The organism is Epibacterium sp. HA2-3 (genome assembly GCF_055693725.2).
The window spans coordinates 352,224-375,264 of the sequence record NZ_JBVFUL020000002.1 but is presented as its reverse complement, the minus strand read 5'-3'; the positions used below and the strand labels follow the sequence as shown (position 1 = coordinate 375,264).

22 protein-coding genes are annotated in these 23,041 nt (G+C 60.4%); 13 read left to right on the top strand and 9 right to left on the bottom strand.

Annotation, left to right across the window (positions count from 1 at the left end):
- Positions 1 to 17: 17 nt before the first annotated feature.
- Genes ACZ1HH_RS16265 through ACZ1HH_RS16255 form a run of 3 tightly spaced genes read left to right on the top strand, consistent with a single transcriptional unit; the run spans position 18 to position 3,537 of the window.
- Positions 18 to 1,214, top strand: a complete 1,197-nt coding sequence (locus ACZ1HH_RS16265; RefSeq protein ID WP_472635625.1) for an acetyl-CoA acetyltransferase — start codon at positions 18 to 20, stop codon at positions 1,212 to 1,214.
- Positions 1,211 to 2,737 carry an AMP-binding protein gene (locus ACZ1HH_RS16260; protein WP_472635352.1) on the top strand — a complete coding sequence of 509 codons (1,527 nt, stop codon included), beginning with the start codon at positions 1,211 to 1,213 and terminating at the stop codon, positions 2,735 to 2,737. The genes ACZ1HH_RS16265 and ACZ1HH_RS16260 overlap by 4 nt, the downstream gene beginning before the upstream one ends.
- Positions 2,734 to 3,537 carry a 3-hydroxybutyrate dehydrogenase gene (locus ACZ1HH_RS16255; RefSeq protein ID WP_472635351.1) on the top strand — a complete coding sequence of 268 codons (804 nt, stop codon included), beginning with the start codon at positions 2,734 to 2,736 and terminating at the stop codon, positions 3,535 to 3,537. The genes ACZ1HH_RS16260 and ACZ1HH_RS16255 overlap by 4 nt, the downstream gene beginning before the upstream one ends.
- Before the next feature lie 33 nt (positions 3,538 to 3,570).
- Here ACZ1HH_RS16255 and ACZ1HH_RS16250 read toward each other — a convergent pair whose 3' ends face one another.
- From ACZ1HH_RS16250 to ACZ1HH_RS16240, 3 genes are read right to left on the bottom strand one after another with little or no spacing between them, the layout of a single operon-like run.
- Positions 3,571 to 4,314, bottom strand: a complete 744-nt coding sequence (locus tag ACZ1HH_RS16250) for an ATP-binding cassette domain-containing protein (RefSeq protein ID WP_472635350.1) — start codon at positions 4,312 to 4,314, stop codon at positions 3,571 to 3,573.
- Positions 4,311 to 5,522, bottom strand: a complete 1,212-nt coding sequence (locus ACZ1HH_RS16245) for an alanine racemase (protein ID WP_472635349.1) — start codon at positions 5,520 to 5,522, stop codon at positions 4,311 to 4,313. The genes ACZ1HH_RS16250 and ACZ1HH_RS16245 overlap by 4 nt, the downstream gene beginning before the upstream one ends.
- 13 nt (positions 5,523 to 5,535) lie before the next feature.
- On the bottom strand, positions 5,536 to 6,489 hold the full coding sequence (locus ACZ1HH_RS16240) for an ABC transporter permease (protein ID WP_011536884.1): 954 nt from the start codon (positions 6,487 to 6,489) through the stop codon (positions 5,536 to 5,538).
- Between ACZ1HH_RS16240 and ACZ1HH_RS16235 the strand changes: the two genes are divergently transcribed.
- A complete protein-coding gene (locus ACZ1HH_RS16235) occupies positions 6,479 to 6,658 on the top strand; it encodes a hypothetical protein (protein ID WP_472635348.1) in 180 nt (59 codons plus the stop codon). The genes ACZ1HH_RS16240 and ACZ1HH_RS16235 overlap by 11 nt on opposite strands.
- Positions 6,659 to 6,670: 12 nt before the next feature.
- Here the strand turns inward: ACZ1HH_RS16235 and ACZ1HH_RS16230 are convergent, their stop codons facing one another.
- From ACZ1HH_RS16230 to ACZ1HH_RS16210, 5 genes are all read right to left on the bottom strand, one after another.
- Positions 6,671 to 7,723 carry a substrate-binding domain-containing protein gene (locus tag ACZ1HH_RS16230; protein ID WP_168610424.1) on the bottom strand — a complete coding sequence of 351 codons (1,053 nt, stop codon included), beginning with the start codon at positions 7,721 to 7,723 and terminating at the stop codon, positions 6,671 to 6,673.
- Between the two features lie 15 nt (positions 7,724 to 7,738).
- Positions 7,739 to 8,989, bottom strand: coding sequence for a M20 family metallopeptidase (locus tag ACZ1HH_RS16225; protein WP_472635347.1), 1,251 nt, complete (start codon positions 8,987 to 8,989; stop codon positions 7,739 to 7,741).
- Positions 8,986 to 10,200 carry an ROK family transcriptional regulator gene (locus ACZ1HH_RS16220; protein ID WP_487320515.1) on the bottom strand — a complete coding sequence of 405 codons (1,215 nt, stop codon included), beginning with the start codon at positions 10,198 to 10,200 and terminating at the stop codon, positions 8,986 to 8,988. The genes ACZ1HH_RS16225 and ACZ1HH_RS16220 overlap by 4 nt, the downstream gene beginning before the upstream one ends.
- A 155-nt stretch (positions 10,201 to 10,355) precedes the next feature.
- Entirely contained in the window at positions 10,356 to 11,825 is a 1,470-nt protein-coding gene (locus ACZ1HH_RS16215) for an NAD-dependent succinate-semialdehyde dehydrogenase (RefSeq protein ID WP_472635345.1), read from the bottom strand.
- A gap of 1 nt (position 11,826) precedes the next feature.
- Complete coding sequence (locus tag ACZ1HH_RS16210; RefSeq protein WP_487320514.1) at positions 11,827 to 13,104, bottom strand: 4-aminobutyrate--2-oxoglutarate transaminase; 1,278 nt, start codon at positions 13,102 to 13,104, stop codon at positions 11,827 to 11,829.
- A gap of 146 nt (positions 13,105 to 13,250) precedes the next feature.
- Here ACZ1HH_RS16210 and ACZ1HH_RS16205 point away from each other — a divergent pair, with 146 nt between their 5' ends.
- Positions 13,251 to 13,823, top strand: a complete 573-nt coding sequence (locus ACZ1HH_RS16205; RefSeq protein ID WP_472635344.1) for a cupin domain-containing protein — start codon at positions 13,251 to 13,253, stop codon at positions 13,821 to 13,823.
- Here the strand turns inward: ACZ1HH_RS16205 and ACZ1HH_RS16200 are convergent.
- The gene (locus ACZ1HH_RS16200) at positions 13,820 to 14,737 is read right to left on the bottom strand and encodes a LysR family transcriptional regulator (protein WP_472635343.1); all 918 of its coding nucleotides are present in this window, start codon (positions 14,735 to 14,737) and stop codon (positions 13,820 to 13,822) included. The two genes, ACZ1HH_RS16205 and ACZ1HH_RS16200, sit on opposite strands and share 4 nt — an antisense overlap.
- Positions 14,738 to 15,016: 279 nt before the next feature.
- Here ACZ1HH_RS16200 and ACZ1HH_RS16195 point away from each other — a divergent pair, with 279 nt between their 5' ends.
- The 8 genes from ACZ1HH_RS16195 (at position 15,017) to ACZ1HH_RS16160 (ending at position 23,012) form a co-directional block, all read left to right on the top strand.
- Complete coding sequence (locus tag ACZ1HH_RS16195; RefSeq protein WP_011536876.1) at positions 15,017 to 15,796, top strand: 5-oxoprolinase subunit PxpA; 780 nt, start codon at positions 15,017 to 15,019, stop codon at positions 15,794 to 15,796.
- Between the two features lie 36 nt (positions 15,797 to 15,832).
- Positions 15,833 to 16,066 carry an acetyl-CoA carboxylase gene (locus ACZ1HH_RS16190; RefSeq protein WP_011536875.1) on the top strand — a complete coding sequence of 78 codons (234 nt, stop codon included), beginning with the start codon at positions 15,833 to 15,835 and terminating at the stop codon, positions 16,064 to 16,066.
- A gap of 3 nt (positions 16,067 to 16,069) precedes the next feature.
- Positions 16,070 to 17,446 carry an acetyl-CoA carboxylase biotin carboxylase subunit gene (locus tag ACZ1HH_RS16185; protein ID WP_472635342.1) on the top strand — a complete coding sequence of 459 codons (1,377 nt, stop codon included), beginning with the start codon at positions 16,070 to 16,072 and terminating at the stop codon, positions 17,444 to 17,446.
- Entirely contained in the window at positions 17,443 to 18,318 is an 876-nt protein-coding gene (locus ACZ1HH_RS16180) for a 5-oxoprolinase subunit B family protein (RefSeq protein ID WP_011536873.1), read from the top strand. Before ACZ1HH_RS16185 ends, ACZ1HH_RS16180 begins: the two co-directional genes overlap by 4 nt.
- Positions 18,308 to 19,279, top strand: a complete 972-nt coding sequence (locus ACZ1HH_RS16175) for a 5-oxoprolinase subunit C family protein (RefSeq protein ID WP_487320513.1) — start codon at positions 18,308 to 18,310, stop codon at positions 19,277 to 19,279. Before ACZ1HH_RS16180 ends, ACZ1HH_RS16175 begins: the two co-directional genes overlap by 11 nt.
- A 91-nt stretch (positions 19,280 to 19,370) precedes the next feature.
- Positions 19,371 to 20,441, top strand: coding sequence for a TMAO reductase system periplasmic protein TorT (gene torT / locus ACZ1HH_RS16170; protein ID WP_011536871.1), 1,071 nt, complete (start codon positions 19,371 to 19,373; stop codon positions 20,439 to 20,441).
- Between the two features lie 61 nt (positions 20,442 to 20,502).
- Positions 20,503 to 22,005 carry a sugar ABC transporter ATP-binding protein gene (locus ACZ1HH_RS16165; RefSeq protein WP_472635341.1) on the top strand — a complete coding sequence of 501 codons (1,503 nt, stop codon included), beginning with the start codon at positions 20,503 to 20,505 and terminating at the stop codon, positions 22,003 to 22,005.
- A complete protein-coding gene (locus ACZ1HH_RS16160) occupies positions 22,002 to 23,012 on the top strand; it encodes an ABC transporter permease (RefSeq protein ID WP_487320512.1) in 1,011 nt (336 codons plus the stop codon). Before ACZ1HH_RS16165 ends, ACZ1HH_RS16160 begins: the two co-directional genes overlap by 4 nt.
- Positions 23,013 to 23,041 lie beyond the last annotated feature (29 nt).

Genomic DNA, 23,041 nt, shown 5'->3' with positions numbered 1-23,041 from the left:
TCGCACGCCCGGACCCGCTGGAGTATTCCTCCACACAGGCAAGGGAGGCAAGTATGGACGCAAGAATAGTTGGCTGGGGGCACACAAAATTCGGGGTGCATAGCGGCACTTCGCTCGAGGCGTTGATCCAACAGGCGGCCGCCGAGGCGATCGCAACTGCCGGTGTTGCGGCTGAGGACGTCGATGCGATCTGGGTTGGTCATTTCAACAACGGCATGGTGCCGGATGCATTTGCAAGTTCGCTCGCTCTGGGGCTGGATGATGCGTTGCGCTTCACGCCCGCAACCCGGGTGGAGAACGCCTGTGCGTCGGGTTCGGCTGCGGTCTATGCAGCGCGCAGCGCCATTCGGGCCGGTGAAGCGCGCTGTGTTCTGGTACTGGGCGTCGAGAAGATGACCGAACTGGACACCAAAGGCGTGACCGCAGCGCTGGCCGGGGCCTCCTACGCCGCAGAGGAAGCGGGCGTGAGCTTTCCACAGATATTTGGGCGCATCGCAGATCGGTATTTTGACGCCTTTGGCGACCAGTCCGAGACCCTTGCGCAGATTGCGGTCAAGAACCACCAGAATGCGTTGAACAACCCGCTGGCGCATATGCAGCGCGATGTCAGTTTCGATTTCTGCAACACGGTCAGCGACAAGAACCCGATGATCGCAGCGCCGCTCAGGCTGACGGATTGCTCGCTGATCACCGATGGAGCGGCGGCGCTGGTGATGGTTGCCGATGACATGGCGCGGGACTTCGATCACTCGGTGGGGTTTCGGGCAGCGGTGCAGATGAACGATTTTCTGCCCATGTCCCGTCGCGACATGACAGAGCTGACCGCGGCCAGACGCACCTTTGATGCGGCCTACACCCACGCCGGGATCACGGTCGACGATCTTGATCTTGCCGAGGTGCATGATTGCTTCACGATCGCCGAGTTGATGATCTACGAGGCGATGGGACTGGCCGAGCGAGGCCGCGGCGCGGATCTTGTCGCGAGCGGTGCGACGCTGCGGGGCGGGCGGCTGCCGGTCAACCTGTCGGGCGGATTGAAGGCCAAGGGGCATCCCGTCGGAGCCACCGGCGTATCGATGCATGTTCTGGCCGCGCAGCAGGTCTTGGGGCGGGCCGGAGACCTGCAGGTGGACGGCGCCGAACTGGCCTGTGTCTTCAACATGGGAGGCTCCGGCGTCGCCAACTACTGCTCGATCCTGGAAGCCAAGACATGAACCCGGCAGAGTGGTTGAAGCGCACCGCGACCCGGTATCCCGACCGACCGGCGCTCTACGCCGGAGAAACGCTGAGGGCGACCTATGCGGCCTTTGACTATTCGGCCGCTGCCATCGGTGCTGCCCTTGAGGCGCGCGGGGTGGGGCCGGGTGCGCGTGTTGCGATTTTCATGTCGAACCGGACCGAGTATCTCGAGACGCTCTATGGTGTCTGGTATGCGGGCGCAGCGGCGGTTCCGATCAACGCCAAGCTGCACCCAAAAGAGGTAATGTGGATTGTCGCCGACACCGATGCCGCTCTGGTGATTTCGGACGACGCGCTTGGGGTAGGGCTTGCGCCACTTCTTGAGGGACGGCAGATGCTCTCTGTGGATGGCGCGGATTTTGCGACGATGCGGAAAGGCGCACGCATGCCCGCACCTGTGGGCCTCGTGCCGTCGGATGTAGCCTGGCTGTTTTACACCTCGGGCACGACCGGCAAACCAAAGGGCGTCGCCCTCACCTGTGGCAATCTCGCGACGATGACCTTCACCTATTTCGCCGATGTGGATGAGGTGCGCGCAGAAGACGCCATTCTTTATGCCGCGCCTATGTCGCATGGGGCCGGGATCTACAATTTCATGCATATCCTGCGCGGTGCGCGTCATCTCGTGCCCGAGAGCGGCGGGTTTGACCCGGCAGAGATCCTGACCTTGGGCAAGAGCATGGGGCCGATCTCGATGTTTGCGGCCCCAACGATGGTGCGTCGCCTCGTTGATGTGGCCAAAGCCAAAGGAGAGACAGGCGCGGGGCTTAGAACTATCGTCTATGCCGGTGGCCCAATGTATGAGGCAGACATTCTCGACGCAGTCGAGGTCATGGGCGCGCGCTTCATACAGATCTACGGCCAGGGCGAATGCCCGATGGGGATCACCGTTTTGCCTCGCAGCACCGTGGCCGACCGAGCCCACCCGCGCTGGCGTGAACGCCTGAATTCCGTTGGCACCGCCCAAAGCGCGGTGCAGGTGCGGATCGTGGATCAGGACGGTGCCGAACTTCCACGCGGGGAGATTGGCGAAATCGTGGTGCAGGGGGCGACGGTGATGCCCGGCTACTGGCAGAATCCAGAGGCCACCGCAAAGGCCATTCGCGAGGGCTGGCTCCGGACCGGGGACATGGGGCGGATGGACGCGGACGGCTATGTCACACTACAGGATCGCTCCAAGGACATGATCATTTCCGGTGGATCCAATATCTACCCGCGCGAGGTCGAAGAGGTGCTACTGAGCCATCCCGATGTGCATGAGGTTGCCGTTGTCGGCGCTGCCGACCCCGAATGGGGCGAGGTGGTGGTCGCTTTTGTGGTCGCGTGTGCGGGCAGGGCGGTGACGTCGGGGGCGCTGGATGCGCTTTGCCTGGATCGTATCGCCCGTTTCAAACGTCCCAAAGCCTATCACTTTGTCGAGGGCCTGCCCAAGAACAACTACGGCAAGGTTCTCAAGACCGAGCTGCGCGAAGAACTGAAGAAGGACATCGCGACATGACGGATCTCAGGGGAAAAACGGCGCTGGTCACGGGGTCGGTGCAAGGGATCGGGCTGGCCATTGCCGAGGCCTTGGCCGGGGCTGGCGCACGCATTGCTGTGCATGGCCTCACGGATGCGGCGCAGGCACAGGCTGCCGTTGATGCCCTGCGCGCTGCCGGTGCGCCTGAGGCGCGCTTTTTTGACGCCGATATGCGCGATGTCGCGGCTATTGAGGCGATGATGGATGATATCAACGCCTGGGGCGGTCTTGACATTCTTGTCAATAATGCTGGCATCCAGAAAACCGCGCGGCTTGCTAACCTCGACACCGAGACGTGGGACGCGATCATCGGAGTGAACCTTTCGGGTGCGTTTCACACCATGCGGCTTGCTTTGCCGAAGATGGCTGAGAAAGGCTATGGCCGGGTCATCAATATCGCCAGCGTCCACGGCATTGTCGCCTCGGTCGCCAAAGTGCCCTATTGCGCCTCGAAGTTTGGGCTGGTGGGCATGTCGAAAGTGGCTGCGCTGGAATACGCGGCGGCGGGCTCCAGGCGCGAAGGTGGCATCACCGTCAACTGCATCGGGCCTGGCTGGACAGAAACCGCAATCATCGAGCCGCAGGTCGAGGCGCGCGCGGCGCAGTTTGATGGCGACCGCGACAAGGGGATTGCTGATCTGCTGGCGGAAAAACAACCCAGTCGGCGCACCTCTGATCCTTCGGAGATCGGTGCGCTTGCGCTGTGGCTCTGTGCGCCAGTCGCCCACAATGTCACCGGCACCGTGATCCCGGTCGATGGCGGCTGGACGGCGCAATAGGCGCCGCACTCATCCCACGCAGATACGCCGAGGTTACCCGGCGACTCCGGTGATCATGGAGACGATCTCGTTCTTGTCGGTCTCGGCGGTTTTGCGAATGCCGATCTGTTCGCCGCGTCTGAGGACGCAAATGCGGTCAGAAAGTTTGAACACCTGATCGAGGCTGTGGCTGATGATCAGGATCGCGAGGTTCTTGCGCTTGAGGCTCTCGATGAGAGTCTCGACCTTGCCCGTCTCGGCCACGCCAAGCGCGGCGGTGGGTTCATCCAGCAGCACCAGTTTGCTGGCCCAATGGGTTGCGCGCGCAATGGCAATCCCCTGACGTTGCCCGCCGCTCAGATCGCTGATCGTCGAAGATGCCGAGGGGATGCGGACATCGAGCTCGTCCACCAGATCCTGAGATTCCTGCCGCATGCGCGCCTTATCGAGCAGGCCAAAGGGCGGTTTTGTCAGCTCGCGCCCGAGGAACATGTTCATAAAGACGGGTTGCTGATCGGCCAACGCCAGATCCTGATAGACGACCTCGATCCCCTTGCTGCGCGCCGAGCTGGCATCGCCAAAGCTCGTCTCCTCGCCATCCAGTTCGATCTTGCCGGAAGTCGGTGTGTAAACACCCGAAATGATCTTGATCAGGGTCGATTTCCCCGCTCCGTTGTCCCCCACAAGGGCGACAATTTCCCCAGCTTTGAGATCGAGCGAAAAGTCCTGTATCGCAATGACACCGCCAAAGGCCTTGTGGATGTTCTTCAGGGACAGAACTGTGGGTTCGTTGCTCATGACATTGCCTTTTCCGGCCAGCCTGCGGCCTGCCCAAAAATATTCTCGATGGTGGTCACTTTGGGGGTGCCGCGCGAAACGCCGGAGAGGCCGACGATATTGGCGCGCGTCACAAAGGCCTGACCGCGGAAGCCAAAGACAACCGTATCGCCGGTTTTGGGTTTCACGCGGCCTGTTGCATCGATCATGCCGTAGTAGTCGATGGCCGAATAATCGGGAATTTCAACGCTTGCGAGGGCTGAAGCCGCGGTAGTGGGCTCTGAGGATACCAGGGCTTTTACGTCATATTTGGGGAACACCGGGTCGATGTAGAGCCCGCCACCAAAGCAGAAGGCGTTGCCGCCATGGTTGTGTGACACCTCGGTAAGATAGAGCACAGCCGGATCTTCGGGCAGATCCTCCACCGCATGCAGAGGGGTTGTGCCATGCAAGGCGTTGCCCGGCTCGCATTGCGTGGCGCCCGCTTCGGCCAAGGCCGAGAGCACCACAGCGGAGTTTGTCCCCGGTGCGTTGACTTCGATGCGATCGCGTCCCGCTGCGGCCAGCGCTTCGCGTGCTTTGGCGAGGGTCTGGAGATTGGGCGTTGACTTTACCTTGCGGGTGTCTTGATCAAACAGCAGCGCGGGGAACGTGGTGATCCCTGCAAATGCCCCGCCCTCAAGCGCCTCCAGCATATCGGCCACGGCGCAAATATCCTCTGCGACAAAGCCCCCCTCGTGGCCGCGGTAAAACACGTCGCCACTGGTCTGGATGCGCGCCAACAGGTTTTGTTCCCGACCCGCACGATGCGCGGCTGCTGCGGCCTCTCGGGCCTTGTCGTTGCTGAAGACGGTCCAATAGTCGGGTCTCAGGTCACGAGCGGCAAGATCCGCATGCACGCGGGGCACCTGGACCAGATGGCCAAGGTGGCCGGTCTTCATGCCGGCGCGGTCGCAGGACACCGCGCAGTCCAGATCCACGGCGACAGATTTCTCGATCCCGCCGCGCATCACGGCCTGACAGAACCCGGAGTGACGACCAACCTGCTTTGTCATCGCAAAAGTCTTGAGCCCCAGTTTTCCGGCTTCGGAGGCAAAGTAGCGCGCGTTGCTTTCGACCTTGTCGAGGTCCAGAACATAGGAATTCGGCGGGATCAGCCCCTGTTGGTGCAGGGCCTGTGCGGCTTCGATAAAGCTTGGGTTGCGGCGGATCAGGACATCTAGGAACATTTCTTTTCCTCCCTTAGCGGCTGGTGTCGCGCAGTGAGATGGCAACGGCCAACAGGATAATCAGGCCACGGACGATCATCTGGTCCGACACCTTGAGGTTCATCAGAATAAGGCCATTGTTGAGCATCCCCATCAGGAGCGAGCCCAAGAGGGCGCCGATCACGGAGCCTTTGCCGCCCTTCAATGCGGTCCCCCCGACGATCACGGCGGCGATCACGGTCATCAGATCGCTTTCACCGAGGGTGTATTTGGCCGCCTGCAGACGCCCTGCATAAAGCAGCCCCGCCAGCCCTGCGGTGCCACCACAGATCATCATCACATAGAGCCGCACGCGGGGCACCTTGATCCCTGTGACCTGCGCCGCGCGGGGATTGTCACCGGTAGCCAGCACATGCGCGCCGAACCGTGTGTGGCGGTAGACGATATGCCCAAGCCCCACGGCAATGACGGTCCAGATCAGGAGCGATGGGACCGAGAACAGCTTGCCCGAGCCAAAGAGGCCGGTGAAACTGTCGTTCATCACCGGAACCGATCGCAGATCGGTCATGGACCGCGCGATCCCGGCAAAGAGCCCCATGGTCGCCAGCGTCACTAGGAAAGAGGGCAGCTTGAGATAGGCCACCAGAGCACCATTGAGCGCCCCGATCAAAATGCCGACGCCAAGACCAGCGGCAACGCCGACAATCATAGGATGCTCGCGCAACACCACCGCAACGGTCAGAGCCGACACCGCGACGATGGAACCAAAGCTAAGGTCGATTTCCCCCGCGCTCAGCGCAAAGACAAGACCAATCGCCATGATCGTCGCAGGGGCGGTCTGCAGCACGATATTGGTCAGATTGCGCTGGGTCAGGAACCCGTCGTCATGGAGCGTGATGGCAAAGAACAGAAAAATCGCGACGAAGCCGAAATAGACCACCGTCTGCTGGAAGTCGAACCCGGAGAAGCGTTGTTTGATGGCGGTCATTCTAGTCTCTCAGACTGCGGCCGGTCGCAAGACCGGCGCCAAGGGGCAGGTGTGTAAGGCAGCACCACATGTGCAGGGTGCCGAAGGGCCCGGTCCGCCTGCGCGTGAGGAGATCTGGGGCAATCGCCCTGCGCAGGCCATGGCAAACGCAGAGCGATCACTTGGGTGATCAAACGGGCAATCAGTTGCCGGTGACGCTCTTTGGGGCATCGATGTGCAAGGATTGCATCCAGCCTTCGGCCACATTGTCAGCGGTGACGGTCACTGCTGGGGCCACCACGAATGGAGGGACGTCCTTGCCCAAAAGATCAAGGATCGCAGCTGCGGCCATGGCGCGGCCTAGCTCATAGGCTTCGTCGGCAATGATGGCTGCAACATTGCCGCCCCGAACCATATCGAGCGCCACCGGCTCCGAGAGATCAAGCGTCACCACTTTGGTGGTGTCATTGCCATTTGCCCGAAGTGCGGCCAGAACGCCCTCGGCGGGACCAGCCCAGGTCACGTAGATGCCCCCGATGTCAGGGTTGCGCAGCAACATCGCGTTGGCAATGTCCTCAGCGCGGGCAGGGTCGCTGATGCCTTGCTCTGCTACGATTGAAATTTCCGGGTAGTCGTTTTCAATGGTGGTCTTGAAGGCGTTATCGCGCTGGTTGGTCACATAATAGTCGGCGTCATGGTAGATCCAGCCCACGGTGCCCGCCCCGCCCATGGATGCGGCCAGCGCGTCTGCAGCCTGCTTGCCCATCTGGAACAGATCGTCGGTGACAATCGCCGCGTAATCCTTTGCGTGTTCATAGTCAGAGGGCACGTTGGACAGGAACACCAGCTTCACGCCGTTTTCCTTGGCTTCCTCAAACGCGGCTGCAGAGGTTACCGGATCAAGGGGGAGTGACAGGATGATGCTCGGGTCTTTGCTCAGGGCGGTTTCGATATCGCTTCGCTGTTTGGCGGCGTCGAACCCGGCGCTTGCAGTGGCGACAACTTCGATCCCGGCGCGCGCCAGCTCATCGGTCGCGCCTGCCGTCACAGCATTTACGAAATCGCTTTGGTCATGCCAAAGAAGCGCAGCGGTGTGATTGCCGCTGCGGATCGTCTCGAGGTCTCCATCTTCGACCATGATCGATGCCGTTGGTGTCGCGGCCTCGCCCTTGGGGCCAACCGTCTGGGCAAAGGCCGATGACGTGGCCAGGGCCAGGGCGGCGCCAAGCGCCACGGTGCTGAGATAGTGTTTCATTGGTTTCCTCCCGTTTTATTCATTGGTCCCGCAGTAGCGCGTCATGAACAGCGCATAGGCGCGGATCGCGGCGAGATACTCCTCGACGTTGATGCGTTCCTCGAAGGTATGTGCCACGCTGATGTCGCCCGGCGCGCAATAGACGGCGGGGCAGCCGATCTGGTTCACCAAAAACGGTGTCTCCGACCAATAGGGCGCGCCGGCAATCTTGCCGCGGGCCTCGTGCGTGTCCTGAATACAGCGTCCAAGGCTGAGCGCGTCGCCATGATCAGGGGCGATCTCGACCGGCGAGCCGCCATAGGGATGATCGCGACCAGCCGGATACGAGATGCGGATTTTGATCCCCTCCTCAACGGCCACCGCGTCGATCACCGCTTCAAAGGCGGCAACGGCAGTATCGAGATCCTCGCCTGGGCGTAGTTTGCGGATTAGCGACAGCTCACATTCGCCGGGCACCGCGATATATCCGCCGCCTTTGATTTCAGTGACAAGAATGTTGGAGGGGCCGACAAGATCGTGTTTTGGACCGAGTGCCAATTCTTCTTGGTGACGCCAGATTGCCGCGAGCAAAGCGTGGGTAGCCTTGAGCGCATCCACGCCTTTTTCAGGTGTTCCAAAATAGGCAGATGTCCCGGTGATCTTGACGTCAGCGATGAAGAACCCGATTTGCGCGGTGTAGACATCAAGGCAGGTCGGCTCCACGTAGACGGCAAAATCAGGTGTCGAGATCTCACCCGATTGGATGCGCGTCACCAGATCCGCCACCCCTGCGCTTACGCCAGTGCCTGGTTCGCCGCTTTCTTCGTCGCCGATGAACGCATAGGTCACATCGCCCCGGAGCGTGACGCCCGCGCGTTCTAGAAGCCGCATGGCCGCAAGAGAGGCGCAAATGCCGCCTTTCAGGTCACAAGCGCCTCGTCCCCAGATCTCTCCGTTGATGAGCGGCGCCGCAAAGGGATCTTCCTTGACCGTGCCCGCCCATTTCTCGGACCAGCCGCGCACATGCACGGTATCGGTGTGACCTGCAAACATCAGCGTCGGGCCGTCACCTGAGCCGGGTTTGCGCCCCCAGACATTGGGCCGACCGGGCAGAAATTCTGCGCTTTTGGGTGCTAGCCCCAACTCCCCCATCTGAGACATCAGGAAAGGCGCGAAATTGGCCTCATTTCCGGTGACACTTTCGCAGCCAAGCGCCTGTTGCAACAGGGCAATGTCCGCATCTCGATCCTGAAGATCAAGCAGCCGTTGGGAGAGGTCGCAACTCATGCCACACCCTCGCGAAAGGCGCTGATTTCCGGCGGCGGGATGACGATGTTTGCATTCGGGAGCCCGCTTGAGAACAGCGCGATGTGAAGCCGAGACAAGGCAACCGAAGCCCCCCCGGCCAGAGCTGCATGATTGCCCAGAACCGAGGTTTCAATCGGTATGTCTCGTGGAAAGCTCCGGGCAATCTCGCGTTCGATCATCTGGATCAACTCGGGACGCGCGCCGATCGAGCCGCCAATGACGATGCACTTCGGATCTATCACGGCGGCAATCGTGCCGATTGCGCGCGCAATATAGGCGGCGGTGGTTTGCAGCACACGGCTTGCCGCCGCCTCGCCCGCCAGGTGGGCTTCAAAAATCTCGGGCACTGTTTTCTGCACGCCGGTTTCTGCCAAATAGCCGTTCACGATCGCAGAGGTGGCCGCCATGCGCTCCAAGGCTCCAATCTGGCGGCTTTCGGGTTCTGTGGGATCTGCCCCAAAGGGGATAAAGCCGACTTCGCCTGCGGCGCCGCGTGCACCACGCACCAACTGTCCGCCGATCACCACACCTGCACCGATGCCGGTGCCGATCGACAGGTAGACCAGATCATCCGTTTCACCCTGATGAGTCATCCAGTGTTCGCCAAGGGCGGCAAGGTTCACGTCGTTTTCCACCAGTACTTCGATCCCGAGACGCTGGTTCAGCAGGGTGGGGAAGTCGATCTCGTCAATGCCTGCGATATTGGGTGCCATCTGAATGCTGCCGGTTTCGGCGTCAGGCGCGCCTGGCACGCCGACCACGACGACCCGGACCTTCTCCTGCGCGATACCATGGGCGCGGGCCGCCAATCCAACGATGCGGGCGATCTGGTCCACCACTGCTTCGCCGCCATCCTGACAGGTGGGTTCGGCGAGCTCTTCGACCACGGCGCCAGAGAGATTGCACAGTGCCACGCGCACTTTGGTACCGCCGAGATCAACGCTGGCGACCAAAGCGGCATTGGGCACGATTTCATAGACAACCGCGCGCCGTCCGACGTTGCCCTCGGTGCGTCCGACGGTCTGAACCCAGCCGTCGTCCTCCAGCGAGGAGACAACCTCGGACACGGTCTGTTTGGAGTACCCTGTCATCTTCGCAACGCTTGCGCGCGAAACTGGACCATAGGTCGTGATCGCCTGCACGATGTTGCTAAGGGTCATCCGGCGCGAGAGGTTCAAGGGGTCGGCCACGGCACTTCCTTTTAGTTCGTCCAATGACCGAACTAATTGGATTCACACCCCGAGTCAACACTGTTGATCTGTGCGGCTTGCGCGCTCTAATCCCATCGCGATCCGCCTGCGCGCTGTCTTAGACATCGCACAGGCCTGTTTTTATTGCGCTTTTATCAGCTCATTCCCCCGAGGCAGATGTTCTTCAGCTCAACAAAATCGTCGATCCCGTATTTTGACCCTTCGCGTCCGAGGCCCGATTGCTTGATGCCACCAAAGGGAGCGACCTCGGTTGAGATGAGGCCGGTGTTGACTCCGACCATCCCGCTTTCGAGGGACTCGGCAACCCGCCAGACCCGGCCGAGATCCCGCGCATAGAAATAGGCGGCCAAACCAAATTCGCTGTCATTGGCTAGGGCGATCACCTCTTCTTCGCTGTCAAAGCGTACTAACGCTGCAAGCGGGCCAAAGGTTTCCTCGTGGCACACCACCATATGCGGGTTCACATCGCGCAGCACGGTGGGCTCAAAGAACGTTCCGCCCAGATCCGAGCGGTGCCCGCCGGTGACAATCCGCGCGCCTTTGCCCACCGCATCGGAGATATGCGCCTCAACCTTGCGCAGGGCGGCTTCGTTGATCAGGGGGCCTGCAGTCGTGGCGTCATCAAAGCCGTTCCCGACCTGCAAGCTCTTCACCTCTCCAGCCAGTTTTTCCGCAAAGGCATCATAGACCGAGGCCTGCACGTAGATGCGATTGGCGCAGACGCAAGTCTGACCATTGTTGCGGAACTTCGCGATCATCGCCCCCTCGACCGCCGCATCGAGATCGGCATCATCAAATACGATGAAGGGTGCGTTTCCGCCAAGCTCGAGCGACATTTTCTTAATGGTGCCAGCGGCTTGTTCCATCAGGATACGTCCGACACGCGTGGACCCGGTAAAGGTGATCTTGCGCACCTTCGGGTTGGTGCAGAGCTCTCGCCCCACCCCCGGCGCATCATTGGAAGGGATCACATTGAAAACACCCGCAGGAATCCCGGCCCGCTCGGCCAGTACCGCCATCGCCAGCGCCGACAACGGGGTCAGCTCTGAGGGGCGGGCGACAAAGGTACAGCCTGCAGCCAGCGCCGGGCCAACTTTGCGCGCAATCATGGCATTGGGAAAATTCCATGGCGTGATGGAACCCACGACGCCGATGGGTTGCTTCAGCACCATGATGCGCTTGTCACGCTGCGGGCCAGGAATGACATCGCCGTAGATGCGTTTTGCTTCTTCGGCGAACCATTCGATGAAGGAGGCGCCATAGAGGATCTCGCCACGTGCTTCGGCCCAGGGTTTACCCATCTCGGCGGTGAGTATGGTGGCAAGGTCGTCGGCGCTCTCAATCAAGAGATCGTGCCAGCGACGCAGGATACTGCTGCGTTCCTTGCCAGCGAGGGCTGCCCACGACGGTCCGGCGGCGTGGGCGGCGTCCACCGCTTTGGCGGCGGCAGCCACATCTAGATCGGCCACCTCCGCCACCAGTCGCCCGGTTGCAGGGTCGATGACATCAAAAGTGGTGGCGCCATCGATCCACTGGCCGTTCACATAGGCACGGGTTTCCAGCAGGCTCGGATCGCGCAGGGAGAGGGAAGTTGGAGTGCTCATATCAGGCGTCCTTTGCAGCCAGGATGGAGGCCTCGAGGATCTCGAGAGCCTCGGAAAACACCGCATCCGGTATCGTGATGGGGGCGAGAAAACGGATCACATTGCCGTAGACCCCACAGGTCAGCAGCACTAATCCCCGCTCAAGTGCTGCGATGCGGATAGCGTTTGCCATCTTCGGGTTGGGTGCTGAGCCATCGGCGGTGTTGAACTCTGCAGCCACCATGAAACCGGGTCCACGGATGTCGGCAATCTCGGACACGCGGTCCTGAATGGCGCTCAGGCGCTGTTTGAGCCGCGCCCCAAGCGCGTTGGCGCGGGTGCAGAGGTCTTCTTCTTCGATAATATCCAACACCGCATGCGCGGCGGCAATGCCGAGCGGGTTGCCCCCATAGGTGCCGCCAAGGCCACCCGGTGCTGAGGCATCCATGACTTCGGCCCGCCCGGTGACAGCCGCCAGCGGCAACCCTCCGGCCAGCCCTTTGGCCATCGTGGTGAGGTCGGGCGCAACATCATAGCCTTCCATCGCAAAAAGATGTCCCGTGCGGGCAAATCCGGTTTGGATTTCATCCGCAATGAGCAAGATCCCATGCGCATCGCATATTTCACGCAGCGCGTGCATTAGTTCTTTGGGGGCGGGGTAGAACCCGCCTTCGCCCTGAACGGGCTCCAGAATGATGGCAGCAAGGCGATCAGGATCGAGGTCCGCCTTGAAGAGTCGATCGATCGCCCCCAGCGCATCCGCCGTCGAAATCCCATGCAGATCAACGGGAAAGGGGACGTGATACACATCGGGCATCATCGCGCCAAAGCCCTTTTTGTACGGGGCCACCTTGCCGGTGAGGCTCATTCCCATGAAGGTGCGCCCGTGAAACCCGCCTCCAAACGCGAGGATGGCGGAACGGCCCGTCGCGGCGCGGGCGATCTTGATGGCATTCTCCACCGCTTCGGCCCCGGTCGTGACGAAGGCGGTCTTTTTATCAAACTCACCCGGCACCTTGTCATTCAGTCGCTCGGCGAGACGAATGTAGGATTCATAGGGCAGAACCTGATGGCAGGTATGGGTGAACGCCGCGCTCTGGCTGCGCACGGCCTCCATCACCTTGGGGTGACAGTGGCCCGTGTTCACCACCGCGATTCCGGCTGCAAAATCAATGTAGCGGTGCCCTTCGACGTCCCAGACTTCGGCCCCTTCTGCGCGGGAGACATAGACCTGCGTTTGCATGCCGACTCCCCGGGATATGGCAGCGTTGCGGCGGGTGGAGATTTCGGCATTGAGCATCTGGATCAATCCTGTGTGGAGGGGCGCAATCGCCCAGGTGTTGAGATGCAGCGCAGAATATGGCGTTGAATTTTATGAGATAGTCTGTTTCTTGTGTATGCTAAGGTGCTGAAATTAATAAGTCGGATCAGAAGAGTTTGCGAATAGTGAACATATCTAACGCTCAGGGCGAAGACGAGGACCTCGGCCCGCGCCTGCGCAGCGTGCGGGAAAAGGCCAACCTGTCACAACGTGCGTTGGCCAAGAAAACCGGCGTGCCGAACTCGACGATCTCATTGATCGAGTCGGGCAAGATGAACCCTTCGGTGGGCGCGCTCCGGCGTATTCTCGACGGGATTCCGATCAGCCTTTCGGACTTTTTTGCCTTTGAGCCAGAGACCGAGAAAGCCAGCTTTTATGCAGCCGAAGACCTCACCGAAATCGGCAAGGGCAAGGTCTCACTCAAGCAGGTGGGCGCCAATCTTTTTGGGCGCCAGATGATGATCCTCTACGAGACCTACGAGATCGGCGCGGATACCGGGCGGGTGATGTATGGCCATGAGGGCGAAGAGGGGGGCATCGTGCTCTCGGGGAGGGTAGAGATCACGGTGGGTGCGCAGCGCAAAATCCTTGGCCCCGGTGACGCCTATTATTTCGACAGCCGCGCGCCTCATCGGTTTCGCCAGGTCGGGCCTGAAAAATGCGTGCTGGTCAGTGCCTGTACGCCACCGACGTTTTAACCGCGCCAGGCAGTATGCGCCATTTGCGGTGAGAGATAGGCGTTGCGGAAATAATCGACAAAATGGCGTGCCGCATTGGGCATCTCCTGATTGCGCCGCCACGCCAGCCCCACGTCCATCGAGGGGATCTCCCGGTCCATCACCACGGTTGAGATCCGCCGCCCCTCCAGCGACCAGGGGCGATAGACCATATCCGACAGGATCGTGACCCCAAGCCCGTTGGCCACCATGGATCGCACCGCCTCGGTCGAGGACGTGCGCATCCTGACCCGCGGCATCAGGCCCGTCGGTCCCCAGTATTTCATCGAGGTGTTGGCCGCCTCATCCACAGTGAGCATGATGTAATCCTGCGCGGCAACGTCTTCGAAACTCGCAAATTCGCGCCCGGCCAGCGGGTGATTTTGCGGCACCCAAAGACGGCGATGAGAGCGCATCAGGGTCTGCGTCGCCAACTCGGGGTTTGAGGTGTTCGACGTCAGGATCACCGCCACGTCAAAGCGATTGGAGATCAGCCCCTCTTCGATGCTCTCGCGGTTCAGCTCGGAGATGTTGATTGTCAGGTTTGGAACCCGGTGGCTCAGCCGGTCGAGATGATAGGGCAGGAAGTAGCCACAGACCGTATAGGTCGCGGCAATATTGATGGTGCCGGTCACATCGGAATGGTTCTGGCCGATGTCCTGCGCGATCTGGACCTTTTCCATCACGTCCCGCGCCGCGCTCATCAGGTCGCGTCCGGTGGGCGTCAGATCCATCCCATGCGCGGTACGGTTGAACAGCGTCGTCCCCATGCTCTGTTCGAGCTCTCGGATCGCCGTGGTGACGGAAGATTGGGAAATCGACAACTCCGATGCGGCCCGACTGACCTGTCCCAGTTCGGCCGTGGCGAGAAAGTACTTCAGCTGCCTCAGATTCATCGCGTTGCCCTTTCCTGAGTGGGAGCAGAGTCTGCGCCTGACTATCGAGCGCTTTCAGAAACTCCGCAATCAGATTATCGAAATATCCGATACTGCACTCATGGGTTGCGTGGAAAACCTCAATACACTCGGTCGTGGGCGCTATCCAGCCTGCAATATTGAACTTTTCTTGTGAAAATAAGTTCGGAAAATCCGATAATGTAGTTTTCGATAAATGAACTTTACAAAAATGGGGTCGGCTCCTCATGCTCGAAGGATCAGAAATTCCAAGGGCGTGTGATGCGAAAAATTGTCGATCTCAACTGCGATATGGGGGAAGGCTTTGGCCATTGGGTGCTTGGCGAGGCGCCCGACGATCAACTGATGGAGCTGATCTCATCCGCCAATATTGCCGCCGGTTTTCATGCAGGAGATCCAAATTCTATGGATCGCGTGATCAAGCTGGCCAACCATTACGGCGTGGGCCTCGGGGCGCACCCCGGCTACCGCGATCTCCAGGGCTTTGGCCGTCGCTACATCGACACCACGCCCGAGGAATTGGTCAATGACATCATTTATCAGGTCGGCGCGGTGCGCGAATTCGGACGCCGCCACGGCATCCGCCTGCAGCATGTGAAGCCCCATGGAGCGCTTTATATGGAGGCCGCGCGCAACGAAGATCTGTCGCGACTGATGATCGAGAGCCTCGCGGCAATCAGTGGCGACCTGATCGTCTATTGCATGGACATCTCCAAGACCTGTGCCATCGCGCAGCGTCTCGGTCATCCGGTGGTGCGTGAGTTCTATGCCGATCGCGATTACGGCAAGGACGGCTCTATTGTCTTTACCCGCAAGGTAGGGCGTCTGAGCCCCGAAGCGATTGCCCAGAAATGCCTTCGGGCCTGCCTTGAGGGCAAGGTGACGACGGTCGAGGGACACGACATCGACATCGCCTTTGAATCGATCTGCTTTCATTCCGACACGCCCGGAGCTGTCGAGATCGGCCGCGCGATCCGCCGGGTGCTGACTGAAAACAACATCACGATCGCGCCGTCTTCGGCTGTGCTTCAAGCGGCTTGAGCTGCGTCAAAACAAGACAACAACAGGGATACCGACATGTCCGACATCCAATCTCCGCTGCCAGGTACATTCTATCATCAGGCCTCTCCCGAAGAGCCGCCGTTCAAGGTCAAAGGCGATGCGGTCGCCGTTGGGGACGTCATCGGCCTCGTCGAGGTGATGAAGACCTTCATTCAGGTGAACGCAGAAGAAGCGGGAACCTTCGTCCAGTACCGAGTTGGAAATGCCACGCCTGTCACCGCCGGTGACGTGGTGGCGGAACTGGAATAAGCCATGACAATCCAACGACTTTTCATTGCCAACCGGGGCGAAATCGCGGTGCGGATTATCCGCGCGGCACAAGCCCTCGGCATCCACACCATTCAAGCCCATTCCGAGGCTGACGCCGATATGCTGGCTGTCAAACTCGCCGACGAGGCGGTTTTGATCGGCCCTGCTCCCGCAAAAGACAGCTATCTCAACATCGCGGCCATCCTGAACGCTGCCAAGGACACGGGCGCCGACGCCATTCATCCGGGATATGGGTTCCTGTCCGAAAGCCCCACCTTCGTCCGTGCGGTCGAAGACGCGGGTCTGATCTTTGTCGGTCCCAGCGCCGATACCATCGAACGCATGGGGGATAAGGTTGCCGCGCGGCAAGCGGCCGAAGCCGCAGGCGTGCCAGTCGTGCCCGGATCAAAAGGGCGCGTCGACACCGTCGCCGAAGCGGTAGCAATTGCCGAAGAGATCGGGTTCCCGGTGATGATCAAGGCTGCGGCTGGCGGCGGCGGACGTGGCATTCGCGTGGCCACCACCGCGCAAGAGCTAAAGTCGCTCGCGCCACAAGCCAAAGCCGAGGCCGAAGCTGCTTTTGGTGACGGGGGGCTTTATGTCGAACGTGCGATCCTGTCGCCGCGCCACATCGAAGTGCAAATTCTGGGCGATGGCGAAAACGCCGTGCATTGTTTTGAGCGCGAGTGCTCTTTGCAACGCCGGCGGCAGAAGGTCTGGGAAGAAGCCGGGGCCGACTGTTTGGACGAGCAAACGTGCGCAGCACTTTGCGCCTCTGCCGTGGCGCTGGCCAAGGCCGTGAATTACCGTGGCGCTGGGACACTTGAATATCTCTATGACGCGGCAAGCAATGAGTTCTTCTTTATCGAGATGAACACCCGCATCCAGGTTGAACACCCGGTAACGGAGATGATCACCGGTGTCGATCTGGTGGCCGAGATGATCAAGGTCTGCGCCGGGGCAAAGCTCTCCATGACTCAAGACCAGATCACGCGCAGCGGCCATTCGATTGAGGTCCGCCTCTGCGCCGAGGATCCCTTCATGGACTTCATGCCCTGGCCCGGTCAGGTGAAATCCCTGAAAATCCCGGCGGGTGAGGGGGTGCGCTTTGATCACTTTCTGTCCGAGGGCTATCAGATCCCGCCGTTTTACGACTCGCTGCTGGGCAAGGTCATCGTCCACGCCGAGACTCGCGAAGCGGCCATTGACAAGCTGGTTGTCGCGTTGACCGAATTGGACATCGACGGAACAAAGACCACCGCACCGCTGCACCTTGCGCTGGCGGCTGATCCCGATGTCCGCGCGGGCGCGTTTCACACCCAATGGCTCGAACCCTGGCTAGAGGCCGGGAATCTCACTGCAAAAGGAGATGCCGCATGAAGACGCGCTATACCTACGGAGGAGACGAACATGTCTACGTCGAGATCGACGATGAGATGTCTCTGGACGCCTTTTTTATCGCGCTCTCGCTGTCCAAACTGGTGCGCGAGGCCAATATTCCGGGCGTCACCGAAATCTGCCCGGCCAATGCTTCGTTTGAGGTGCGCTTTGATCCCGATGTGATCGCCCCGGACGAGATGATGGCCCGCATCCGGGAACTCGAAGGCGCAGCCAAAGCGCAAGAGAAACGTCTCGACACACGGATCATCGAGATCCCGGTGTTTTACGAAGACCCCTGGACGCATGAGACCCTGATGCGGTTTCGCGAGCGGCATCAGGACCCCTCTGGCACCGATCTGGATTATGCGGCGCGGATCAACGGGTATGACGATGCTGCGGCCTTCATCGAGGCGCATCATTCCCAACCGTGGTTCGTGTCCATGGTGGGTTTCGTCTCAGGTCTGCCCTTCCTCTATCAGCTGGTCGAGCGCCAGAAACAGCTGGAGGTACCCAAATACCTGCGCCCCCGCACCGATACACCCAAGCTCACGGTCGGCTATGGGGGCTGTTTTTCCTGCATTTACTCCGTGCGTGGGGCAGGCGGCTACCAGATGTTCGGGATCACCCCGATGCCGATCTTCGATCCCGAGCAGAAGATCAGCTATCTCAAGGACTTCATGGTCTTTTTTCGCCCCGGTGACATCGTCAAATGGAAGCCGATCGACCGCGCCGAATATGACGCGATTACCGCGCAGGTCGAAGCAGGCAGCTATGTGCCAAAGATCGCAGAGGTCGCCTTTGATCTCGATGCCTTCAATAAGGACATGACCGGTTTCAACGCCAAACTGATGGAGGCCCTCAATGACGCTTGAGATTGTGAAACCGGGACTTGCAACCACTGTGCAGGATCTGGGGCGCCCGGGCTATTTCCATCTTGGAATCCCCGAAGGCGGTGCGATGGATCGCCTTGCGCTGCGGGCGGCGAACATGCTGGTCGGAAACGAGGATGGCGCGGCCTGTCTCGAGGCGGTCTTTATGGGTCCCGAGGTGAAGTTTGGCGCGGATATGACCGTCGCTGTAACCGGGGCTGAGCTGCCGGTGCTGCTGGACGGCATGCCACGCAACACGTGGTCGAGCATTTCGGTCAAAGCCGGGCAGGTGCTCTCGTTTGGGTTCCTCAAAGAGGGGGCGCGGATCTATATTGCCGTCTCAGGCGGGATCGACACGCCGCCTGCGTTGGGGTCTCGTTCCACCTACGCGATCGGCGCGCTTGGCGGCTTTGAGGGCCGTCCCGTTGCGGCCGGAGATGTGATCCCGCTGGGGCGGGGCGCGGGGATGCCAGAGGGGCGCGTAGTGCCAGACGCGCTGCGCCGCCGCCCTGCAAAACCCGCCGCCTTGCGCGTGCTTCCCGGCCTCTACTGGCACCGTTTGACCGAAAAAAGCCAGGCAGCGTTTTTTGAGGATGACTGGACCGTCGCCCCGGAAGCAGATCGCATGGGCTACCGGTTCAGAGGCGGGCAGGCGATGGAATTTGTTGATCGTGATCAACCGTTTGGAGCCGGATCAGACCCGTCCAACATCGTCGATGGCTGCTATTCCTATGGCTCCATCCAGGTGCCCGGAGGGCTCGAGCCCATCGTTTTGCACCGCGACGCGGTCTCGGGCGGGGGGTATTTCACCCTCGGGGCCGTGATCTCGGCGGATATGGACCTGATCGGCCAACTGCAGCCCAATACGCCGGTCAAATTCATGCGCGTTGATATGGATCAGGCGCTTGCCGCTCGAAAGGCCCGAAAAGAGACCATCGAGCAGATCCGTCAGGCGCTCTCCTAGCGCCTGACCCTCCGGAGCTCGTCTCCACCTAAAAATCAGCCCGGCGATGTCTTTCGCCCAATACCTGATGAACCAACAAGGAGTCAGAACGATGAAGCTTTTCCTGAACACGGCCTCGGCGCTCTTGCTGTCGGTGGCGCTGCCCGCCACGGCCCAAGAGGCGTGGTTCCCCTATCCTGCCGAAGAGGTCACACCGGCGTTTTCCGCCGACGGCTCGGTTGCCGAGATCACCTATGAACCCCTCGCCGCCGCCGAGAAGCCTTGGAATATCTGCGTGTCCTTTCCGCATATGAAAGATGCCTATTGGCTGGGCGTCGACTATGGCGTTGTGGCCGAAGCCGAGCGGCTCGGCGTCAACCTCAATGTGGTGGAGGCGGGCGGCTATACCGAGCTCAACACCCAGATCAGCCAGATCGAGGACTGCGTGGCCAGCGGGGCGGACGCGGTGATCGTCGGGGCGATTTCCTATGACGGCCTGAACAATGTCATCAGCGAGGTCGCGGGCAAAGGCATCCCGGTGATCGATGTCATCAACGGCGTGTCCTCCACGGAGATTGCCGCCAAATCACTGGTCTCGTTTCGCACCATGGGGTTTGAGACCGGCAAATACCTTGCCGAAAAACATCCCGCAGGCGCGGATCCTGTGACCGTCGGCTGGTTCCCGGGCCCCGCAGGCGCGGGGTGGGTCGAGGCCGCCAATACCGGCTTTATGGCCGCGGTTGAAGGGTCTGCAGTCAAGGTGTTGGAGCCGCGCTATGGCGACACCGGCAAAGAGGCGCAGCTCAAACTCGTCGAAGACGTGCTGCAGGCCAATCCCGAGATCTCGTATATTGCAGGCACGGCCGTGACCGCAGAAGCGGCGCAGGGCGTGATCCGCGAACGGGGCCTCAAGGGTGAGGTCGACATCCTCGCGTTCTACATGACGCCGGGGGTCTACAGCGGCATTCAGCGCGGATTCATTACCGGTGCGCCTGCGGATTCAATGGTGATTCAGGGCCGTGTCGCGGTCGATCAGGCGGTGCGGGTGCTGGAGGGCAAGGACTACCTCAAGCACGTCGGGCCCAAGATCTTTGTTGTGGACCAGGACAACGTGAAGGACGTCGCGCGCGAGAATATCCTGCCGCCTGACGGGTTCTCTCCGGTTTTCAGCGTCACGCAATAAGCGACACTTTTGCAGGCCGGGTCCTCTCCCCGCTCGGCCTGCTTTTTTCAAGGAACAAGTGATGTCCAAGCTGATCGAGACTCGCGGACTAACCAAAAAATACCCCGGCGTTGTCGCGCTGGATCACGTTGATTTTGATTTGGAGCCGGGCGAAGTGCATGTGCTCTTTGGCGAAAACGGAGCGGGAAAATCCACCCTGATTTCCATGCTTGCAGGCGCCAATGCCCCAAGCGAAGGTCGCCTGCTGCTGAACGGAGAAGAGGTCCAATTCGAGAGCGTGGCAGATGCGCAAGCCAAAGGGATCTACACCGTTTTTCAGGAGTTTTCGCTGATCCCGACACTGACGGTCGCCCAGAATATCTTTCTGGGATGGGAGCTGCGCTTCGGCCCGTTTCTGGATCACCGCGCGATGCGTGCCCGCGCGCGCGAGATGCTCGCAGAATTGGGGTTCGACATTGACCCCGCCGCCATCGTCGCCCAGCTGTCGCGCGCCCAGCAGCAAATGGTAGAGATCACCAAGGCCTTTCACGGTGATCTCAAGGTGCTTATCCTTGATGAGCCTACCGCCTCTCTAACGGATCGCGAAGTCGATCACCTGTTTGAATTTGTTGCCAAACTCAAGGCGCAAGGGGTGGGGATCGTCTATATCTCGCACCGCATCCAAGAGTTTGAGCGCATCGCAGAGCGCGTGACGGTCCTGCGGGACGGGGCGGTGATCGGGACTGTGGCCATGGCCGAGACCGATGAAGACGCCCTAGTTGAGATGATGACGGGGCGCGCCTTTGACCAGATCTACCCCAGCATCACCTTCTCGCCGGGCGAGACACTTCTCGAGGTCTCTGACCTCACCGCCCCGGGCATTTCAGGGGCGTGTTTTCAGGTGCGCCGTGGCGAGGTGCTAGGGGTGGCTGGATTGGTGGGATCAGGAAAATCGCGCCTGTTTCGCGCGGTGATGGGGCTGACCCCTGTTCAATCCGGCAGCATCCGTTTCAAAGGCGCCGACATCACCAATGCCCCCACCCGCAAGATCATTACGCGCGGCATGTACTATCTCTCTCCCGATCGCAAGGCGGAGGGTCTGGATCTGGCCAAAAACGCGCGCGACAACCTCGCGGTGAATATCATTGCTGGCCAGCGTCACAGCGGCCACGGGCCCTTCATTCAATGGGGGGCTGTCAACGCCAAGATCGATCAGATCTGCGATCATGTGGAGCTGCACGCAGGTTATCGCAGCAAGCCCACTTCGCAACTTTCAGGCGGCAACCAGCAAAAGGTGCTGTTTGGCAAATGCTTTGGTCAGGACGCCGATCTCATCATCTTTGACGAGCCCACGGTCGGTGTCGATATGGGTACTCGGGCCGCCCTGTACCTGTTGATCAAGGAACTGGCTGAGGCCGGCAAGGCGATTGTCGTTATTTCCTCTGATCTGCCTGAAGCGATGAATATCGCCCATCGTCTCTTGGTCCTCGCGCATGGAACCATCACCGCCAAGCTGAGCGCTGACGAGATGAGCGAAGACACTGTTCTCAAATACTTCTTCGATGAAACCGGAGCCTCACAATGACCACCCAAATCCTGCCATTAAATCCCTTCGGAGTGATCCGGAAAATCTTTGTCCGGGTGGGGGTGCTCCCCTTTTTCCTGCTGGCGGCGCTGGTGGTGTTTAGCCTGCTGTCGCCCAAGTTTCTGACCGGCCAGAACATCGTCAACGTTATGCGTCAGTCGGTCTATCTGGTACTGGTGTCCCTGGGGCAGATGCTGGTGCTGATCTCGGGCGGCTTTGATCTCTCGGTTGGGACTGCGATTGCCCTGACCTCGGTTGTCAGTGCTACGACCATGGTCTGGCTTGCGGGTATCTTTCCCGATGCGATCTTTCTGGTGATCCTTCTGGGTGCGCTGGCGGGGCTTCTGGCGGCGGCCTGCGTGGGGCTCTTGAACGGGATCGGGGTCGCCTATTTTGATGTCTCACCCTTCATCATGACGCTTGGGGCGTCGTCGCTCGCGGGGGGCGCTGCACTGCTGCTGACCGGCGGTGTGCCCGTGTCGGGCTTGCCCTTTGCCTTTGCTGATGTCTTTGGCTTTGGCCGCCTCTGGGGGGTGCCGGTGCCCGTCATTGTCGCCATGATCTGCATAGCGGTTATGTGGGTTTTCATGTCGCGGACCTCGCTCGGTACCCAGGTCTATGCGGTTGGCGGCAACATCAAGGCGGCGCATCTTTCTGCGATCAACACCAAACGGACGCTGATGATGACCTATGTGGGTTGCGCTCTAATTGCTGCGCTGACAGGGCTTTTGCTGACCGCGCGGGTGGAAAGCGGCGAAGCCAATCTCGGCGGGTCGTTGACGCTCGAATCCATCGCCGCCTGCGTGATCGCCGGGGTTTCCCTGCGCGGCGGCATCGGCCGGGTCGAAAACGTGGTTCTGGGCGGGTTCTTCATCGTTCTGGTGCAAAACGGAATGAACCTCGCACAGGTGTCTTCCTATATGCAGATGGTCCTTCTGGGCGCGCTTTTGATCCTCGCGGTGATCTTTGACCAGCTGCGCTATCGGATGATCATGGGCACAAACTGACGTTTGCCGACAATGGCTCGGGCGCGCAG

Coding starts and splice junctions, on each gene's coding strand:
- ACZ1HH_RS16180 (WP_011536873.1), top strand. CDS start 17,443: ATGAAGACGCGCTATACCTACGGAGGAGACGAACATGTCTACGTCGAG.
- ACZ1HH_RS16230 (WP_168610424.1), bottom strand. CDS start 7,723: ATGAAACACTATCTCAGCACCGTGGCGCTTGGCGCCGCCCTGGCCCTG.
- ACZ1HH_RS16225 (WP_472635347.1), bottom strand. CDS start 8,989: ATGAGTTGCGACCTCTCCCAACGGCTGCTTGATCTTCAGGATCGAGAT.
- ACZ1HH_RS16195 (WP_011536876.1), top strand. CDS start 15,017: ATGCGAAAAATTGTCGATCTCAACTGCGATATGGGGGAAGGCTTTGGC.
- ACZ1HH_RS16245 (WP_472635349.1), bottom strand. CDS start 5,522: ATGTTCCTAGATGTCCTGATCCGCCGCAACCCAAGCTTTATCGAAGCC.
- ACZ1HH_RS16210 (WP_487320514.1), bottom strand. CDS start 13,104: ATGCTCAATGCCGAAATCTCCACCCGCCGCAACGCTGCCATATCCCGG.
- torT (WP_011536871.1), top strand. CDS start 19,371: ATGAAGCTTTTCCTGAACACGGCCTCGGCGCTCTTGCTGTCGGTGGCG.
- ACZ1HH_RS16215 (WP_472635345.1), bottom strand. CDS start 11,825: ATGAGCACTCCAACTTCCCTCTCCCTGCGCGATCCGAGCCTGCTGGAA.
- ACZ1HH_RS16175 (WP_487320513.1), top strand. CDS start 18,308: ATGACGCTTGAGATTGTGAAACCGGGACTTGCAACCACTGTGCAGGAT.
- ACZ1HH_RS16165 (WP_472635341.1), top strand. CDS start 20,503: ATGTCCAAGCTGATCGAGACTCGCGGACTAACCAAAAAATACCCCGGC.
- ACZ1HH_RS16250 (WP_472635350.1), bottom strand. CDS start 4,314: ATGAGCAACGAACCCACAGTTCTGTCCCTGAAGAACATCCACAAGGCC.
- ACZ1HH_RS16200 (WP_472635343.1), bottom strand. CDS start 14,737: ATGAATCTGAGGCAGCTGAAGTACTTTCTCGCCACGGCCGAACTGGGA.
- ACZ1HH_RS16235 (WP_472635348.1), top strand. CDS start 6,479: ATGGCGGTCATTCTAGTCTCTCAGACTGCGGCCGGTCGCAAGACCGGC.
- ACZ1HH_RS16160 (WP_487320512.1), top strand. CDS start 22,002: ATGACCACCCAAATCCTGCCATTAAATCCCTTCGGAGTGATCCGGAAA.
- ACZ1HH_RS16260 (WP_472635352.1), top strand. CDS start 1,211: ATGAACCCGGCAGAGTGGTTGAAGCGCACCGCGACCCGGTATCCCGAC.
- ACZ1HH_RS16255 (WP_472635351.1), top strand. CDS start 2,734: ATGACGGATCTCAGGGGAAAAACGGCGCTGGTCACGGGGTCGGTGCAA.
- ACZ1HH_RS16185 (WP_472635342.1), top strand. CDS start 16,070: ATGACAATCCAACGACTTTTCATTGCCAACCGGGGCGAAATCGCGGTG.
- ACZ1HH_RS16240 (WP_011536884.1), bottom strand. CDS start 6,489: ATGACCGCCATCAAACAACGCTTCTCCGGGTTCGACTTCCAGCAGACG.
- ACZ1HH_RS16190 (WP_011536875.1), top strand. CDS start 15,833: ATGTCCGACATCCAATCTCCGCTGCCAGGTACATTCTATCATCAGGCC.